Genomic DNA, 17,224 nt, shown 5'->3' on the forward strand with positions numbered 1-17,224 from the left:
ACGGGCGAGACTGCCCGTTAGAGACGTGCCCGTGGGCACCGGCCTTCTCCCGCCGGGCGCCCCGGGAAACCAGCGGACCCGACGGTCCGGCCGAGCGAGTACGGAGATGACACCGTGACCGACACCAGCATCCCCAGTGCGGAGCAGTCCGTGGACGAGGAGATCGTGCCGACCGCCGCGACCGGTGACGGCGAGTCCGAGGAGACCGGGGAGGCGGCGGCCGAGGCGGGTGCCGCCCCGAAGAAGGCCGTCGGCGAGAGCGAGCTCTTCGCGCAGAGCGAGATCGCTGCCGACTACATCGAGGGCCTGCTCGACATCCTCGACTACGACGGCGACATCGACGAGTTGGTCTCCGGCGGACGTCCGGTCGTCGAGGTGGTCGGCGCCCGGCTGCAGAACCTGGTCGGCCAGCGCGGCGCCACCCTGGAGGCGCTCCAGGAGCTGGCCCGCCTCGCGGTGTTCCGCCAGACCGGTACGCCCAGCCGCCTGCTGCTCGACGTCGGCGGCTACCGCGCCACCCGGCGCAAGGAGCTCGCCGCCGTGGCCAAGAACGCGGTGGAGAAGGTCAAGGAGCACGGCGAGCCGGTCCGGCTGGAGCCGATGTCCGCCTTCGAGCGCAAGTGCGTGCACGACGTGGTCAACGCCATGAGCGGGGTGGAGAGCGAGTCCGAGGGCGTCGAGCCGAACCGCTGCATCATCGTCCGGCCGGCGGACTGACCGGGTGACCCACGACGACGCCACGGCCGACGCCGTGACCGGCCCGGGTGGTACGCCGCCCGGGCCGTCGCCTGTTCGCCCCGTTCCCTTGCCGGAGGACGCCGCGCTGCCGGCCGAGCTGGCCCCGGCGGCCCGGACGCTCTTCGGTGACCGGCTGGACCTGGCGGCCGCGTACGCCGAGCTGCTCGCCACCGACGGGGTGGTGCGCGGCCTGATCGGTCCGCGGGAGGCGCCCCGGATCTGGGACCGGCACCTGCTCAACTGTGCCGCCGTGGCCGAGCGCATCCCGGAAGGGGCCAGCGTCATCGACGTCGGCTCCGGTGCCGGGCTGCCCGGGCTGGTGCTGGCGATCGCCCGCCCCGACCTGCAGGTGATCCTGGTCGAGCCGCTGGCCCGGCGTACCTCCTTCCTGATCGAGGCGGTGCAGCAGCTCGGGCTGGCCAAGACGGTCCGGGTGTTCCGTGGCCGGGCCGACGAGGCGGCCACCGACGCGACGGGCGCCGGCCCGTTCAGCGCCGACGTGGTGACCTCGCGAGCGGTCGCGCCACTCGACCGGCTCTCCGGCTGGTGCCTGCCGCTCGTCGTACCCGGCGGTCGGCTGATCGCCGTGAAGGGCTCCTCGGCGGCGGACGAGGTCGCGGAGCACGCCGAGACCGTCGACCGGCTCGGGGGCGGTGAGCCGAGCGTGCACCTCTGCGGGGTCGGCATCATCGACCCGCCGACCACCGTGGTGGAGATCGTGCGCGAGCGGGTGGTCCGACCGCCGTCCGCCAAGAAGGCACCCAAGCGCTCACGGGGCGGACGCAAGCGCGCTCGGTGATCCCCGTTCGGTTCCGGCGTGTCGCCCCGGCCGACGGACAACCGAGATGGACCCGCCGCGCCCGTCCCCCGTAGGCTGGCCGCGCGTCGATAGTGTGGGGCGGGCGTCGGGGGCACCGGGTCCCGACCGCTCCCGCCGGGGCCGTACGCGCTGCGGTGCGAGTGCGCGTGTGGCCTGATTGACGGGGTGCGGACCGACCATCCGGAGCGGGCAGGGATGACAGGTGCATGACGACGGTAGGTACGACGATCCACGGGTGAGACGCCCGGAGGGCCTTCCCTCCGGAGTGGACCCTGTTTCACGTGAAACCGACCACGACTCCCGGCCCGCCGACGGCCAGCCGGGTTCCGCCGGCCCGCCGGACTGCGATCCGGTGGTCCAACGGGACGTGCCCGCGGTCGGCGCCGCACGCCCCTCTCCCGAGTCGTACATTCCGCCGCCGCCCATCGCGGACGACGCGGGCCGGCCGGTCAACGCGCCCAGCGACCGCACTGCCCCGGTCCAACGCAACTCCGGCGCGCCGTCCCGCTTCGAGACACCGGTTGGTGGCAACGTGCCGCCCGCCGTACCCCAGCAGCCCCACCCCGGCGCGGTGGCGGACTCCGAGTCCGTCGCCGGGAACGAGCCGGCGCCGGCGGCCGGGGGCGTGGCCGTCGACCAGGCCGCCGCCGCGTACGTTTCACGTGAAACCCCGACGCGCGAAGAGGATGACCCACCGTTGGCTATGGAGGCGATGCGCGCCGTGCAGATCCTGAATCCGAGTGGCGAGGTGACCATGCCTCGGCCCGACCGGACCCGGGTCATGTGCGTCGCGAACCAGAAGGGCGGCGTGGGTAAGACCACGACCACGGTGAACCTGGCGGTGGCGCTCGCCCTGCACGGCAACCGGGTGCTGGTGGTCGACCTCGACCCGCAGGGCAACGCCTCGACCGGGCTCAACGTGCCGCACCACACCGGCGTGCCGGACGTCTACGACTGCCTGATCAACAGCGTGCCGCTGGAGGAGGTCGCCCAGGAGGTCGAGGGCATCCCCAACCTGTGGTGCGTGCCAGCCACCATCGACCTGGCGGGCGCGGAGATCGAGCTGGTGTCCGTGGTCGCCCGGGAGTCCCGGCTGGCCCGAGCCATCGCCGCGTACCCGGGGCACTTCGACTACATCTTCATCGACTGCCCGCCCTCGCTCGGCCTGCTGACGGTCAACGCGCTGGTCGCCGCGCAGGAGGTGCTGATCCCCATCCAGTGCGAGTACTACGCGCTGGAGGGCCTCAACCAGCTGATCAACAACATCAACCTGGTCCGGCAGCACCTCAACCCCAAGCTCGAGGTCTCCACGATCCTGCTCACCATGTACGACCGGCGTACCCGACTGGCCGACGCGGTCGAGCAGGACGTCCGGAACCACTTCGGCGACAAGGTCCTCCAGGCGGTCATCCCACGCAACGTGCGGGTGTCCGAGGCACCCAGCTACGGGCAGTCCGTGATGACCTACGATCCCGGTTCGCGGGGGGCGACGAGCTACTTCGAGGCCGCCCAGGAGATCGCCGAGCGCGGTGTCAAGGAGCCGGTGAGCCGGAATGCGTAGTGCGCACGAGTCGCTGGGAGGCGTCGCATGAAGAACCGTCCCCGTGGCGGTCTGGGTCGAGGGCTCGGGGCGCTGATCCCGACCGGGCCGGCACCGGAGGCGCCGGGCACCACCCTCACGGTGCCGGTCGAAGCCGACACCGACGGTACGGCGGGCGCCCCTCCGGTCGAGGCGGTGACCGCGCCGGTCGCCACCCCGTCGGCGCCGCCCGAGCCGCAGCTGAGCCCGGTCCCGGGTGCCCGCTTCGCCGAGATCCCGGTCGACGCGATCGTGCCGAACCCGAAGCAGCCCCGGCACGTCTTCGACGAGGAGGCGCTGGAGGAGCTGAAGACCTCCATCCAGGAGGTCGGCTTCCTCCAGCCGATCGTCGTCCGCCAGCTCGACGCCGAGAAGTACGAGCTCGTCATGGGCGAGCGCCGGTGGCGGGCCGCCCAGGCGGTGGGCCGGGAGAGCATCCCGGCGATCGTCCGGGACACCAAGGACGACGCGATGCTCCGGGACGCCCTCCTGGAGAACATCCACCGGGCGAACCTCAACCCGCTTGAAGAGGCCGCGGCCTACCAGCAGCTGCTGGAGGAGTTCGGCGCCACCCACGAGGAGCTGGCGCGGCGGATCGGCCGCAGCCGGCCGCAGATCTCCAACACCATCCGCCTGCTGAACCTCCCGGCGCAGGTGCAGCGCCGGGTCGCCGCCGGCGTGCTGTCGGCGGGCCACGCCCGGGCGCTGCTGAGCCTCGACGAGGCGGAGGCGCAGGAACAGCTCGCCCTCCGGATCGTCGCCGAGGGCTTGTCCGTACGCGCGACCGAGGAGATCGTGGCGCTCGCGCTCAACGACGGGCCGGCGAAGACGCCGGCGGCGAAGCGGCGTACCAAGCCGCACGCCCCGGCGCTCACCGATCTGGCCGATCGGCTCTCCGACCGGTTCGACACCCGGGTGAAGGTCGACATCGGCCGGAGCAAGGGCAAGATCACCATCGAGTTCGCGACGGTGGACGACCTGGAGCGGATCGTGGGCATCATCGGCGTGGGCGAGCAGGAGCCGGAGGCCTGACCCCGCCCTGGTTCTGTCACCGGCCGCGTTGCCCCTGAGGGCACGCGGCCGGTTCGTTTCCTGCTGCCGCTCCGGGCGTCGGCAGGGGCAACGCGGCCGGTTCGTTTCCTGCTGCCGCTCCGGGCGTCGGCGGCGTGCGTCTCGGATGGAGGCCGCGACGCGTTTCACGTGAAACCGGTGTGCCGCGTTGGGTAGTGCGGCCAGAGGCAGTCCAGGGTGCCGGGGCCGCCGTGATGACTTCCTCGCAAGGCTGCGTCGCTTGAGCACGTGACCGAGACCGGCTCGACCCGGGACGCCACGCTTGTCTGTAGTGAGCCGACGCGGCGTCCGGCGGGCGGACTGATGGCAGGCAACTGATGCGTCGCGAACCGACAGACCAATCGGTTCGTGCTGGGGTGGGCGGGGCCTTCGGTTCCCACCGGAACTCGCCATGTGGCCGACAGCTTCCATCACCGGCCTCGCTCACAGGGAACAGATGCGCGCGGGAGGGCGACCCGTCTACCAACGCGGGTGCCAACCGCAGCGCGAGGGAGTGTCGCCGTCTTCATTTCCGCTCCAGGGTCCGTACTCGGCGGACGAGTTGCTCGCGTGGCGGTATCCGCCCGCCGCCCGCCGCCCGCCGCCCGCCGCCCGCCGCCCGCCGCCCGGCGCCCGCCGCCCGGCGCCCGCCGCCCGGCTCGATCACACCGGCGTGGGCGTGGTTCCGTCATCTGACCGCCCCTCAGGGTCAGTCATTTGAGGCCCTGTAGCGCCGCCTGAGCCCGCGATGCGTTCGTGGGCAACGCGGGGGGTCGCAGTGACGGCCTCGCCGCGCCTGGAGGCGTCTGAGAGGGCTTCGGCGGTTGCTCCGGGCGGGAGGGAGGTGACACCTGCCCGACCGGGCTGGTACTCAGCACCTCGTTTCACGTGAAACCGGCCCTGCGAATGCACTCCCATGACAATGCCCAGGATCCAGGGCGCCGCAGCGAAGCGATTTCAATGCCAGGGCTAAGCCTCCAGGGGGCGCCACCGGAACGCCAAAGGCGATCGTCGGCGCTGCCCGCGCTGCCGAGCTCACCGATGTCAGGGTTGGTCGGTTGCCTCGCCCCGCTCGCCGGGCCCGGATCCGTCGAGGGAACCCGTAGCCGAGTCTGTTGCAGCGACCAGCGGCGGAGGCCTCGCCGGTTCAAGGTCGTCCTCGACGGCCTTCTTGGCGCGCAGCTACGCCGCCCTCACCCCCCTGGCGGCAGTCACCCAACGCCAGCGAGGTCTTGGTGGAAACCGGCCAGTGCCGGCTGACCGGGGGGCCAGTTGGCCAGATGAACCCAAAGACGATGGGTGCGGAATCGAGCCCGCCTGGGGGTAGCGATCGTGGGCTGATGGATCACGCCGAGAGTGAGCCGGACCGCCACCCTGACCGAGCCATCCCGGTCGAATCCGGTGGAGGCAGGCGGCCGGCGTCAGCGCCCGACTCCAGGAGGTCCGCCCGGTTTGCCATCGGACCGGCTGGACGGCCACGGCGATCGGTTCGCATCTGCGCCATCGTCGGGTGTCGTCGTCCGGCAGCCGGCGGCCCGTCCGGGTCCGCGAATCGCCCCGCCCGGTCGCGACATGGGGGAGGCACCTCCCGGCGTTCCACGTGAAACCGGCGAGGTTCCACGTGAAACGAGCGGGGTCGTCCGGGGGCTCAACCACCGACCGCTCCGCTCCAGCTTCCGACGCCCGCTATGGCGTGGATGCGAGCCGGAGCGAGGATGGCCTCTGCGGCGCAGGCCTGCGGAAGCCAGAACACCGACTGCGGCAGATCGAAGATGAGGCGCCGTCACCGACCGAACCGCCCATCCCGGTGCCCCCTCGACACGCGATGCACGGCAGAAACGCCGCTTCCGGCAGCAGCCAACCGGCGCTTCGCTCGTTGGGAGAAACGGGCCCGCCATGCCTGTGGTCGGGGCTGTGGATTGGACTCCCCGGTTATCCACAGCGGTTTTCCACAGGCACCCCTCGTTTCACGTGAAACACGGTGTCAAACGGCGTCCTGGCCTGTGGATGACGTGCTGTGGTGGTGATCTCACCAGCCTGTGGACAACTACTCTCCGGCGGCCTCGGTGCGCCCTCGGTCGACACCCCGCAGCCCACGAGACGGACTCACGATCGCCGTCGTTCGGGTAGGGACAGCGGTCTCCGACTCGGTTAGGGTCAGCCTCGTGCACGACACCCCTCCCGCAGTCCCGGATTTCACCCAGTGGCCCTCCTTCCCCTTCGAGGGGGACCTCCGCGTCAAGCACCTCGAGGATCCGGTCCCGGTCGAGCCGCCCCGCAAGGGCGAAGGGCACCGGGAATGCACGGCCTGCAACGCACCCGACGACGCCTACATCTGGGTCGGCGAGCGATGGCGGGTACGAGCCATGGACCGGCCCACCGGCCTGCCGATGGTGCTGATCCTGGAGTCCCGCTCCCACCTCGACCTCGGCGACCTGCCCAACCTGCTCGCCGCCGAGCTGGGGGTCATGACGGTACGACTGGAACGCGCCATCCGGTCGCTGGACGGAGTCGGCCGCGTCCACGTCAACCGCTGGGGCGACGGGTCGGCGCACCTGCACATGTGGTTCCTGGCCCGCCCGTACGGGCGGCTCCAGCTTCGGGGCACCTTCCTGTCGCTGTGGGACTCGATCCTGCCGCCCATCTCCGAGTCTCAGTGGCGGGAGAACCTCGCCATGGTGGCCGCCTGGCTGGCCGAGTTCGGCGGACGCCCACTGGCCGAGCCGCCGCGCATCCAGTGGCAGGCGCCGTCCAGCCTGTCCGCGCAGGCCTCTCGGAAGCAGGAGGCCGCAGAGCAGCAGGAGGAGCCGGTGTCGGTGATCGAGTCGGACGAGGAGACGCCCGTACCGGCGGACGACCCGGACGACGTTGCCGACGCTGCAGAAGGTGACATGGGCGACGATGGCACTGCGGGCGACGACGCCGAGGTGACGGCCGACGCGGACGGTGCCGGTGCGGAGGACAGCAACGGCGGCCAGCAGGGCGACGCTCCCCAGCACGACGAGGCTAGCGGCGAGGCGACGACCTCCAAAGCAGCGACGACCCCCGGAACAGCGACGACTCCGGGAAGGTGATGGACCCGCGACGCTGACCGCTCCGCTGCCGCCGACGGCCAACGCGACTGGAACAGCGTCGACGGCCAGCCCGTTGCGCGGCCTCACCGAGGCGGCCGAGCCCCGTGAGGTGAGGCCGCCGCAGGAGTGCCGGCAAGAGCGAGCGCACCCGCTGCCCGGCCCGACCCGATGGTCGTTCATCGACGCGCTGGTCTACCGCAGCGGCCGGGTAGTTCCAACCGGCCGCTGCACCGGCAGCGAAGGATGCGCGGGAGGCGGTCAGCCGCGCCGGGCGGCGGCGCGACTGACCAGCGACCCCAGCACCCGCCCGAAGTCCAGCCCGGCCGCCTGGATCGCCAGCGGCAGCAGCGACGTCTCGGTCATGCCCGGCGAGACGTTCACCTCCAGCACGTGCGGTCGGCCGTCGGCGTCGACGATCAGGTCGACCCGGGACAGGTCGCGCAGGCCCAGGGCGGTGTGCGCGGCCAGCGCCACCTCGGTGACCGTGTCGGCGACGGCGCTGTCCAACCGGGCCGGAGCGTGCCAGGTGGTCCGGCCGGCGGTGTAGCGAGCCGCGTAGTCGTACACGCCGTTGCGCGGCACGATCTCCACCGGCGGCAGGGCGCGCGGGCCGTCACCGAGGTCCACCACGGAGACGGCCACGTCCATGCCGGGCACGTACCGCTCGACCAGCGCCGTCGAGTCGTACGCGAAACAACCCACCATCGCGGCGGGCAGCGCCGCGGCGTCCCGGACCACGGCGGCGCCCAGGCCGGAACCGCCCTGGGTCGGCTTCACCATCAGCGGCAGTCCCAACCGGTCCACGATCCGGTCGAGCACCGCCACCGCGCCCAGCTCGGAGAAGCGGTCGTGCGGCAGCGCCACCCAGTCGGGGGTGGGGATGCCGTTCTCCCGCAGCACGGCCTTCGCCGACGGCTTGTCCCAGGCGAGCCGAGAGGCGCGGGCGTCGCAGCCCACGTACGGCACGCCGCAGAGGTCGAGCACGCCGCGCAGCGAACCGTCCTCGCCGGTGGCGCCGTGCAGCGCGATCACCACCGCGTCCGGCGGGTCGGCGGCCAGGGCGGGCAGCAGCGCCACGTCGGCGTCCCGCAGTTCCGCCTCCACGCCGACGGCGCGCAGCGCGTCGAGCACCCGGCGGCCGGAACGCAGCGAGACGTCCCGCTCGTAGGAGAGGCCACCGGCGAGCACCAGCACGTGCAGGTCGGCGGTGACGGCGGGATCGGTCACGGGGGTTGCCCCGGCAGAGGTCACGGCCATGCCGGAATCATGCCAAGTCGGGTCCCGGCGCATCCGCGCCGCCCTGCCGCCGGCGCCCGGCCGGGGTCACCGTGCCGAAGACCCGACGCATGGCGATGTCCTGCTCCATCACGCCGGCCAGCCGGCGGACGCCCTCGCGGATCCGCTCGGGCGACGGGAAGGAGAAGTTGAGCCGCATGTTGCCGGTGCCGGAGCCGTCCGCGTAGAAGCCGGTGCCCGGCACGTAGGCGACCCGGGCGGCGATGGCGCGGGGCATCATCGCCTTGGCGTCCAGCCCGTCCGGCAGGGTCGTCCAGACGAAGAGGCCACCGGCCGGGGTGGTCCAGGTGGTGCCCGCCGGCATCAGGTCCTCCAGCGCGGTGAGCATCGCGTCCCGCCGCTCCCGGTAGACCTCCCGGTAGACCTTCAGCTGCTGCCGCCACGGCATCGTCGACAGGTACGTCGCCACGGCCGCCTGGGCGTAGCCGCTGGGGCAGAGGATCTGCGCCTCGCTGGCGATCACCAGCTTGTCGCGGACCGCGTGCGGGGCGAGGATCCAGCCGACCCGCAGGCCCGGGGCGAAGGTCTTGGAGAAGGTGCTCAGGTAGAACACCCCGTCGCGGCGGCGGGCCCGCAGCGGCAGGGGCGCCTCGCCCTCGAAACCGAGCTGACCGTACGGGTCGTCCTCCACCACGAGCAGGCCGGCGCGCTCGCAGATGTCCAGCACCCGCTCGCGGCGCTCCTCGCTCAGCGTCACGCCGGTGGGGTTCTGGTAGGTGGGGATGGTGTAGAGGAACTTGACCCGGCGCCCGGCGCGGGCCAGGTCGGCGATGGCCACCTCCAGCGCCTCGGGGATCAGCCCCTCGTCGTCCATCGGCACGTGCGCCACCTGGGCCTGGGCGGCCTGGAACACCCCGAGCGCGCCGACGTACGTCGGGCCCTCGGCGAGCACCACGTCCCCCGGGTCGAGGAAGAGCCGGGCCACCAGGTCGAGGGCCTGCTGGCCGCCGACGGTCACCACCACGTCCTCCGGGGAGGCGCCGCAGGACGCGTCGATGCCGGAGAGGGCCATCACCTCGCAGATCCGCTCGCGCAGCTCCAGGGTGCCCTGGCCGATGCCGTACTGAAGGGTCGTCACCCCGTGCTCGGAGCCGAGCCTGCCCAGCATCTCGCCGACCGCGTCGAGCGGCAGCGCGGCGATGTAGGGTGCCCCACCGGCGAGCGAGACGACCTCCGGACGGCTGGCCACCGCGAAGAGCGCCCGGATCTCCGAGGCGGTCATCCCGCGGACGCGCCGGGCGTACCGGTCGGTGTAGTCGTCGAGCGTCGTGCCGGTCATGACATCACCTCGATCGGGTGTCGGTCGGGCTCCCGCCCCGTGTGGTACCCGCGGAACCGGCGACCATGGCGGCGCGGGACGCCGGTTGGTCGATCCTAGTCCGCGGCCGCCACCCCGGAACCCCTGACGTGGGCTGCGTCCACATCCCGGACCGCCGTCCCCGGCTCGGGTGGCCGTTCGCGCGTCTCCTCCCGTACGGTCGGCTGGCGGCGTACGATCGCTCGTCGGGGGGCAGGAAGGCGGCGGCGTCGTTCCGCGCTGGTTTCACCTCCGAGCCTATTGTGGGGATGCGCCAATGTCGCGACGTCTGGTCAGTCTGACCCTCGACACCCTGGAAGACCTGCCCCGCCCGTGCCGGCAGTGCGTCTACTGGGAGCTCGACCCGGTCTCCGCCGACCGGGCCTGCGCCGCCGGTGACCCCGGCCTGGAGAAGGAGGCCTGGGTCTCCCAGATCCTGCTGGAGTGGGGCTCCTGCGGCAAGCTGGCCTACGTCGACGGCATGCCCGCCGGGTTCGTCATGTACGCCCCGCCCGCCTACGTCCCCCGGTCGATGGCCTTTCCCACCTCGCCGGTCTCGGCCGACGCGGCGCTGCTGATGACCGCCAACGTGGTGCCCTCCTTCGCCGGTGGCGGGCTGGGCCGGATGCTCGTCCAGGGCGTCGCGCGGGACCTCACCAAGCGCGGCATCAAGGCGATCGAGGCGTTCGGCGACGCCAAGTTCGGCGACGGCGACGACGCGACCCGGGCCTGCGTCGCCCCGGCGGACTTCTTCCTCTCGGTGGGCTTCAAGACCGTCCGGCCGCACCCGCGCTACCCCCGGCTGCGCCTGGAACTGCGCACCGCGCTGAGCTGGAAGTCCGACGTCGAGTACGCGCTGGAGAAGCTGCTCGGCTCGATGAGCCCGGAGACCCTGCTCCGCCCGGTACGCCCCGCCCCGGCCACCCGCGCCACCACCGGCTGACGCTCGAGGGCCCGCCGGAAGGGGAACGCCCCTGCGCCGGCGGCTCAGTCCATCCCCGCGCCGGCGGCCACCACCTTGCGCAGCTCGCTGACGTCGATCGAGCCCGTCGGTACGTCCCGCTCGATCGGGAAGAACATCCGCTGCACGGCCGCCACGATCGCCTCGACCACCTTGTCCCGGAACCGGGGGTCCACCAGCCGGTTCCGGTCCCGCGGCGAGGTGAGGTAGCCGATCTCGACGCGTACCGCCGGCATCCGGGTCAGCCGCAGCAGGTCCCAGGCCTTGGCGTGGGTACGGCAGTCCCGCAGCCCGGTACGCGCCACGATCTCCCGCTGCACCAGCCCGGCCAGCCGCTCCCCGGTCGCCGAGGTGACGCCGTTGTCGGTGCCGTAGTGGTAGGTGGCCACCCCGTCGGCCTCGGGGTTGGCGTGCCCGTCGGTGTGCAGCGAGATGAACACGTCCGCGCCGAGCGCGTTGGCCAGCTGCGCCCGGTCGGTGTCCGGCAGGCACGTCGCCGGCGTCGGGCCACGGGTCAGCTGCACCCGTACGCCCGCGGCGGCCAGCCGCCCCTCCAGCCGGCTGGCCAGGTCGTACACCAGATCGGCCTCGCACCAGCGCAGCGGGCCGTCCGGGACCACCACACCCGGGTCGGTGCCGCCGTGGCCCGGGTCGATCACCACCGTCCGTCCCACCAGGGTCGGCCCGGACTGCCGGATCGCGTCGGACTCGCGCAGCCACTGCGGCCGGCCGCCGACCACCTTGCGACCGAGGCGGCGCAGCGCACCCATCGTGTGCGGGCCGCAGGAGCCGTCCGGTTTCAGGCCCACCTCGCGTTGGAACTGGGCCACCGCGCGGGCGGTGCGGACGCCGTAGACGGCGTCGGCGTGGCCCACGTCGTACCCCATCTCCAGCAGCCGCTCCTGCAGCGACCGGACGTCCTCGCCGGTGAGGGGTTCGGGCACCGCGTGGTAGAGGGTCCGGGCGCCGAGCCGCCAGCGGGCGGCGTCCAGGGCGCGCCAGGTCTCGGCACCCACCCGACCGTCGACGCTGAGCCCGCGGGACTGCTGGAAGGCGCGGACCGCGCGTTCCGTGGCGACGTCGAACTCGTCGCCGATGGCGGGCGGAAGCAGTTCGAGGCCGGTCAGGACCGTGCGGATCTCCGTCACCGCGGGCCCACGGTCACCGGGTCGGATCGGACGCACGCACGACCCCCTCTGCACGGATGCTGGCTGGGCGGGCGCCACGGTCGCGGGACCGGAGTGCTCTGGCGCGTAGCGGATGCCTACGGAGCGTACCGTGCCCGGTGGATGGCCACCCGGCGTTCGCCCAGCTCAGGGCCGGGAACGACGGAACCCCCGCACCCGGGGAGGGTACGGGGGTTCCGGTGCTGCGAACGTCAGAGCGCCGACTCGATCAGCCGGACCAGTTCGCCCTTGGGCTTGGCGCCGGCGATCGACTGCACCGGCTCGCCGTTCTTGAAGATGGTGAGGGTCGGTACGGACATCACCCGGTAGGCGCGGGCGGTCTCCGGGTTCTCGTCGATGTTGAGCTTGACGATGGTGACCTGGTCGCCCATCTCGCCCGCGATCTCCTCCAGCAGCGGGGAGACCTTGCGGCACGGCCCGCACCACTCGGCCCAGAAGTCCACCAGTACCGGCTTGTCGGACTTCAGCACGTCAGTGGCGAAGTTCGCGTCGGTGACGACCTTTGTTGCTCCCACTATGACCCTCCTCCGGGACTTTCGTTGTTCGGTTGTTCAGCCACTGATCGTGGCGATGAAGCGCTCGGCGTCGAGGGCGGCGGCGCAGCCCGTGCCGGCCGCCGTGATGGCCTGCCGGTAGGTGTGGTCGACCACGTCGCCGGCGGCGAAGACACCCGGCACGCTGGTCCGGGTGCTCGGCGCCTGCACCTTCACGTACCCCTCGTCGTCCAGCTCCAGCTGCCCCCGGAAGAGCTCGCTGCGCGGGTCGTGGCCGATCGCCACGAACACGCCGGTCACGTCGAGCACCTTGGTGTCGCCGGTGTGCACGTTGCGGACCCGTACGCCGCTGACCTTGCCGTCCTCGCCGAGGATCTCCTCGGCCGTGCTGTTCCACTCGACCTTGATCTTGTCGTTGCCGAGGGCGCGGTCGGCCATGATCTTGCTGGCGCGGAACGAGTCGCGCCGGTGGATGATGGTGACCGAGTCGGCGAACCGGGTGAGGAAGCTCGCCTCCTCCATCGCGGAGTCGCCACCGCCGACGACGACGATGTGCTGGCCGCGGAAGAAGAAGCCGTCACAGGTGGCGCAGGACGACACGCCGTGGCCCAGGTACTCCTGCTCGCCCGGTACGCCCAGCGGACGCCAGGCCGAACCGGTGGAGAGGATGACGGCCCTGGCCCGGTAGGTGGTCTCGCCGACCCACACGGTGCTGACCGCGTCCGACCCGATCATGCCGGTGTCCTGCAGCTCGACCCGGGTGACGTCGTCGGTGAGGAACTCCGCGCCGAACCGCTCGGCCTGCTTGCGCATGTTGTCCATCAGCTCGGGGCCGAGGATGCCGTCGGCGAAGCCGGGGAAGTTCTCCACCTCGGTGGTCGTCATCAGCGCGCCGCCGGACTGCACACCCTCGATGACGAGCGGCTTGAGGTTGGCGCGCGCGGCGTAGACCGCCGCCGTGTAACCGGCCGGCCCGGAGCCGATGATGATCAGGTTGCGGACCTCGTCCACTGCCGTCTCCCGATGTGTGTGTTCGGCATCCGCCCCCGGCTGACCTACCGCCGGGACGACGCCGATCCGAGTGCCGACGGCTCAGCGACGCCGGCGGCTGACTTGCAGAACGTCATCGTACGAACCGGGGATTCCCGAACCGGTCATCCGGTGGGTCACGTCACGCGGCGACGGATGGCCGGCGACCGTGACCTCACCCTACCCGCGCCCGGTAGCGGGTGTCCGCGCCGGATCCCGGCACGCCACATTCCGCGCCGCTCGCCCAGGCCCAGCGCTCTCCCGAAGGATCGGCGAACCGGAGGACGAGCGCCGCTTCCCCCTGGAAGCTGGCGTAGTCGAGCAGTTCCACGGTGATCGCCCCGCGTCCGTGCTCGGCGGCGATCTCGGTGAGACAGCCGTCCAGCGCGTCCGGAGCGGCGAGCCGGAGGAGCCGGCCGGGGGACGATAGCCGGTCCGCCTCGGCGGCCTTCTCGGTCGACCCGCCCGGAGCCAGCCCAGGGCCGTCGGTGGCCACCCGGGGCAGCACGGTCGGGGCCGCGCCACCGGCCAGGGTCTGCGGCGTCCAATCGGTGCCGCTGGTCTGCGGTGCGCCGACGACCCGGAAGGGCGCCGTCGCCGAGGCGGCGTCGCCCCCGGCGACCGTCGAGTCGGCCGTGCCGCCGCCCCCCGAGGTGTCGAGCAGGTGGTCGACGCCGAGCCCGACGGCCGCGAGCGAGGCCGCGGCCAGCGCGAGCGGGGCGGCGAGCCGCGTCCAGCGCCGGCGCCGACGGCCCGGCCCGGTCGCCTCGTCCCGGCCGGCCCCGGCGGTACGCCCCGGACCCCGCGCGGACTGCGCCGGCACCGGCCGCTCGCCGGCCGGCGTCACGGCATCCACCGGGGTGGTGAGCGCCGGTGCGTCGGCCGGGGCGGGCCCGGCGCCGGCCAGCGCGGCGGTGAGTCGTTCGGTGACCGCGAGCGGCATCTGCGGGGCCGGTTCGGCCCAGCCGGCAAGGTCGGCGCGGACCTGGGCGACGGCCGGCGCCAGCGCCGCGTACGCCTCGGCCCAGGCCGGGTCCTGCTCGACCAGCCGCGCGACGGACGCCTCCTCCGGGGTGCCGTCCAGCGCCCCGCCGAGGTAGTCGGCGAGCAGGTCGTGGTCGACCCCGCTGAACTCCCCGGTCGTCACGCGTCCTCCTGGTTGGGGTCCCGTCGGGAGTGCCCCGACCCCGATCGGACGCCCTCCGCGGCCCGGGGGTTCCCGAGGGTGACGCCGGGCACGCTCCGGCCAGCGACCGGGACGGTGTCCGGCCTGGCGTCGTCGGAGCCGGTCCGCAGGTGGCCGAGCTGGACGGCCAGCCGGGCGCGACCGCGGGCGCATCGGCTCTTCACCGTCCCCTCGGCGACGCCGAGGATCCGGGCCACCTCGGCGACCGGGTAGCCCTGCACGTCGACCAGCACGAGGGCGGTCCGCTGCTCGACCGGCAGGGTGGCCAGGGCCTGCCGGACGACCAGTGCGGTGTCGTGGTCCGCGGCCGGGGCGGCCGGCTCGACGCCGCCGGAGCCGCCCTCGTCGACCCGGGTGCCGTCGGGCAGCGGGACGGTCGGGTGCGCCTGGCGGCGGCGGATCCGGTCCAGGCAGGCGTTCACCACGATCCGGTGCAGCCAGGTGGTGACGGCCGAGTCGCCCCGGAACCGGGCGGCGCCCCGGTGGGCGGAGAGCAGCGCGTCCTGGAGGGCGTCGGCGGCCTCCTCGCGGTCGCCGAGCGTCCGCAGGGCCACCGCCCAGAGGCGGTCGCGGTGCCGGTGGAACAGCTCGGTGAACGCGTCTCGGTCACCGGCCACGTGGGCGCGGAGCAGTTCGATGTCGCTCGCCTCGGCGGGCGGGACCGCGCGCGGCGGCACGACCGGCACCGCCTCGCCGGTCGCCGGATCGGGCGTACGCCCGCCGCGACCGGCCATCACCACGTCCGTCGGATGCGGTGCCGGGCGCGCGGCGGGCGGCTCACGACCCCTGGACCTTGATTTCCTGCACGTCGATCTTGAGGTCGCTCGGGGGCAGCTTGGTGATCCAGAAGAGCAGGTACTGGTACTTCTGCTCCGGGTTGAACCCGTTGAAGGTCATCGTGGTGCCGTCGTGCTCCTCGAACGGCTGACCGATGACGTGGTTCTTGTAGCTCGCCACCAGCTGCTTGTCGCCCGAGGAGGTGGACGGGAAGTCGGCCTCGCCCCAGAACAGCTCGGCGGACGCGCCGGTGGAGGAGAGGATCGCCTGCACCGACTTCACCGTGTGCGGGGCGCCGAGGTCGATCAGTACCCCCATGCCCTTCTTGCGGTTGCCGAAGTTCGCGGTGGTGTAGGTGTCGGTGCCCCAGCCCTTGTCCTCGTTGCCGTCGATGACCTTCTCGGCGTCGTCGAGCTCGTCGCGGAGCTTGCTGTCCGGGTCGATGATCCGGACCTCTTCGACGGAGAGCTTGCGCACGGCGGGCGCGGGCGCGCTGGCCTGGCTGGACGGGGCGCTGTTGGACGGGCGGGCGACCGGCTCGGTGTCGGGCGACTTGTCGTCGCCGCCCAGCGCGCTGATCCCGATGAGCAGGCCGACCAGGGCGACCGCCAGCAGGCCGGCGATGCCCACGGCGACCTTCCGCCCACCGGCGGCGGCCAGCGGGGACGGGTCGTCGCCCGGGTCCGCGGTGAACCGGATGGTGCCGGTCTGGTCGAGGAAGTGGTCCTCGGCCGGGACGTCGAGCCGGGCCAGCTCCGCGGCGAGCACGTCCGACGAGGGCGGGGCGATCTCGGCGTCGAGCAGATCCATGGTCAGGTCGTCCAGGTACGCCGGCACGCCGGCCCGGACCTGCCGGGGCGCGGCGATCGCGCCGCTGGCGTCCCGGACCGCGTCCGGGATGGCGGCCCGACCGTGCCCGGCGGTCGCGCCGCGCAGCGGGGCCTCGGCGTGCGGCCAGTGCCCGGTGAGAGCGAAGTAGAGGATGCCGCCGACCGCCCGGATGTCGTTCTCCTGGCTGTCCGCGCCGTCGGTGCGCGCGTCGGCCAGGACCACCCGGCCGTCGTTGCTGATCATCACGGTGCCCGGGTGCACGTTGCCGTGCACCATGCCGGTGGCGTGCACGGCGGCCAGCGCGCTGGCGACGGCGTTGCCGATGGCCGTGGCCCGGGCCGGGTCCAGCGGCCCGTCGGCGACCAGTTCGCGCATTGAGTTGCCGTCGACCCACTCGCGGACGACGTACGCCCGCTCGTCCTCGTCGATCGCGTCGTAGACGCCGACCAGGTTGGGGTGGATGACCCGGCTCGCGGCCACCGCCGCCTGGAGCATCTCGGTGGCGGAGTCGCCGCCGGGGTAGCGCAGCACGACCGCGACCGGCCGGCGCAGCACCACGTCGACCCCCCGCCAGACCAGCCGTCCGGCGCTGTCGTTGTTGATGTGCTCGACCAGCTCGTACCGCTCGGCGAGGATCTCACCGGCCGTGGGAGCACCGAAGGTCATGACGGGCGGAGCAGTCTCCTCCGCCTCCTGACCCTCGCCGACCTGGGTCACCCGTCCTCCCTCGGTGATCGTGTCGATCGATGGACCCGTGCTGCTGGGCATGTGGCTTCCCGCTCTGCCTTCGAAGGAACCGGCCGGCGTCTCGACGCGTACGTCGGCCACCTGCCGTATCCGTCGAGAGCGACCTTACCTGGACTGCCCGTCATCCCGACATGTCATCTTCCCGCCGTGCCCGGCGA

14 protein-coding genes are annotated in these 17,224 nt (G+C 72.8%); 6 read left to right on the forward strand and 8 right to left on the reverse strand.

The window, feature by feature from the left end; translation table 11 throughout:
* Positions 1-114 precede the first annotated feature (114 nt).
* The 5 genes from GA0074696_RS03005 (at position 115) to GA0074696_RS03025 (ending at position 7,261) form a co-directional block, all read left to right on the forward strand.
* Entirely contained in the window at positions 115-717 is a 603-nt protein-coding gene (locus GA0074696_RS03005; RefSeq protein WP_088959671.1) for a Jag family protein, read from the forward strand.
* Positions 718-805: 88 nt separating this feature from the next.
* On the forward strand, positions 806-1,537 hold the full coding sequence (rsmG, locus tag GA0074696_RS03010) for a 16S rRNA (guanine(527)-N(7))-methyltransferase RsmG (RefSeq protein WP_231925393.1): 732 nt from the start codon (positions 806-808) through the stop codon (positions 1,535-1,537).
* Between the two features lie 223 nt (positions 1,538-1,760).
* Positions 1,761-3,119, forward strand: a complete 1,359-nt coding sequence (locus GA0074696_RS30630) for a ParA family protein (RefSeq protein ID WP_088959673.1) — start codon at positions 1,761-1,763, stop codon at positions 3,117-3,119.
* 27 nt (positions 3,120-3,146) lie between these two features.
* On the forward strand, positions 3,147-4,169 hold the full coding sequence (locus tag GA0074696_RS03020) for a ParB/RepB/Spo0J family partition protein (RefSeq protein WP_088959674.1): 1,023 nt from the start codon (positions 3,147-3,149) through the stop codon (positions 4,167-4,169).
* A 2,183-nt stretch (positions 4,170-6,352) separates the two neighbouring features.
* Complete coding sequence (locus GA0074696_RS03025; protein ID WP_231925242.1) at positions 6,353-7,261, forward strand: hypothetical protein; 909 nt, start codon at positions 6,353-6,355, stop codon at positions 7,259-7,261.
* A gap of 258 nt (positions 7,262-7,519) precedes the next feature.
* Here GA0074696_RS03025 and GA0074696_RS03030 read toward each other — a convergent pair whose 3' ends face one another.
* A complete protein-coding gene (locus GA0074696_RS03030) occupies positions 7,520-8,518 on the reverse strand; it encodes a D-alanine--D-alanine ligase family protein (RefSeq protein WP_088959675.1) in 999 nt (332 codons plus the stop codon).
* A 7-nt stretch (positions 8,519-8,525) separates the two neighbouring features.
* Entirely contained in the window at positions 8,526-9,836 is a 1,311-nt protein-coding gene (locus GA0074696_RS03035) for an aminotransferase-like domain-containing protein (protein ID WP_088959676.1), read from the reverse strand.
* Positions 9,837-10,131: 295 nt separating this feature from the next.
* Here GA0074696_RS03035 and GA0074696_RS03040 point away from each other — a divergent pair, with 295 nt between their 5' ends.
* Positions 10,132-10,797 carry a GNAT family N-acetyltransferase gene (locus tag GA0074696_RS03040; RefSeq protein WP_088959677.1) on the forward strand — a complete coding sequence of 222 codons (666 nt, stop codon included), beginning with the start codon at positions 10,132-10,134 and terminating at the stop codon, positions 10,795-10,797.
* A gap of 44 nt (positions 10,798-10,841) precedes the next feature.
* Here GA0074696_RS03040 and GA0074696_RS03045 read toward each other — a convergent pair whose 3' ends face one another.
* From GA0074696_RS03045 to GA0074696_RS03070, 6 genes are all read right to left on the reverse strand, one after another.
* Positions 10,842-11,999: an N-acetylmuramoyl-L-alanine amidase gene (locus tag GA0074696_RS03045; protein ID WP_088959678.1), complete on the reverse strand. Its 1,158-nt coding sequence runs from the start codon at positions 11,997-11,999 to the stop codon at positions 10,842-10,844.
* A gap of 194 nt (positions 12,000-12,193) precedes the next feature.
* Entirely contained in the window at positions 12,194-12,517 is a 324-nt protein-coding gene (gene trxA, locus GA0074696_RS03050; RefSeq protein ID WP_088959679.1) for a thioredoxin, read from the reverse strand.
* Positions 12,518-12,553: 36 nt separating this feature from the next.
* Positions 12,554-13,507, reverse strand: coding sequence for a thioredoxin-disulfide reductase (gene trxB / locus GA0074696_RS03055; RefSeq protein ID WP_088959680.1), 954 nt, complete (start codon positions 13,505-13,507; stop codon positions 12,554-12,556).
* 193 nt (positions 13,508-13,700) lie between these two features.
* Positions 13,701-14,672, reverse strand: a complete 972-nt coding sequence (locus GA0074696_RS03060; protein ID WP_088959681.1) for a hypothetical protein — start codon at positions 14,670-14,672, stop codon at positions 13,701-13,703.
* A complete protein-coding gene (gene sigM / locus GA0074696_RS03065; RefSeq protein ID WP_088959682.1) occupies positions 14,669-15,445 on the reverse strand; it encodes an RNA polymerase sigma factor SigM in 777 nt (258 codons plus the stop codon). The genes GA0074696_RS03060 and sigM overlap by 4 nt, the downstream gene beginning before the upstream one ends.
* 43 nt (positions 15,446-15,488) lie before the next feature.
* On the reverse strand, positions 15,489-17,087 hold the full coding sequence (locus tag GA0074696_RS03070) for a protein kinase family protein (RefSeq protein WP_088959683.1): 1,599 nt from the start codon (positions 17,085-17,087) through the stop codon (positions 15,489-15,491).
* Positions 17,088-17,224: the final 137 nt, after the last annotated feature.

The organism is Micromonospora purpureochromogenes, assembly GCF_900091515.1.
Classification (GTDB): Bacteria; Actinomycetota; Actinomycetes; order Mycobacteriales; family Micromonosporaceae; genus Micromonospora; species Micromonospora purpureochromogenes.

Bases quoted from the DNA above. Each gene is read 5' to 3' on its own strand.
- GA0074696_RS03020 (WP_088959674.1), top strand. From the start codon at position 3,147: ATGAAGAACCGTCCCCGTGGCGGTCTGGGTCGAGGGCTCGGGGCGCTG.
- GA0074696_RS03030 (WP_088959675.1), bottom strand. From the start codon at position 8,518: ATGGCCGTGACCTCTGCCGGGGCAACCCCCGTGACCGATCCCGCCGTC.
- GA0074696_RS03035 (WP_088959676.1), bottom strand. From the start codon at position 9,836: ATGACCGGCACGACGCTCGACGACTACACCGACCGGTACGCCCGGCGC.
- GA0074696_RS03040 (WP_088959677.1), top strand. From the start codon at position 10,132: ATGTCGCGACGTCTGGTCAGTCTGACCCTCGACACCCTGGAAGACCTG.
- sigM (WP_088959682.1), bottom strand. From the start codon at position 15,445: ATGGCCGGTCGCGGCGGGCGTACGCCCGATCCGGCGACCGGCGAGGCG.
- GA0074696_RS03070 (WP_088959683.1), bottom strand. From the start codon at position 17,087: ATGCCCAGCAGCACGGGTCCATCGATCGACACGATCACCGAGGGAGGA.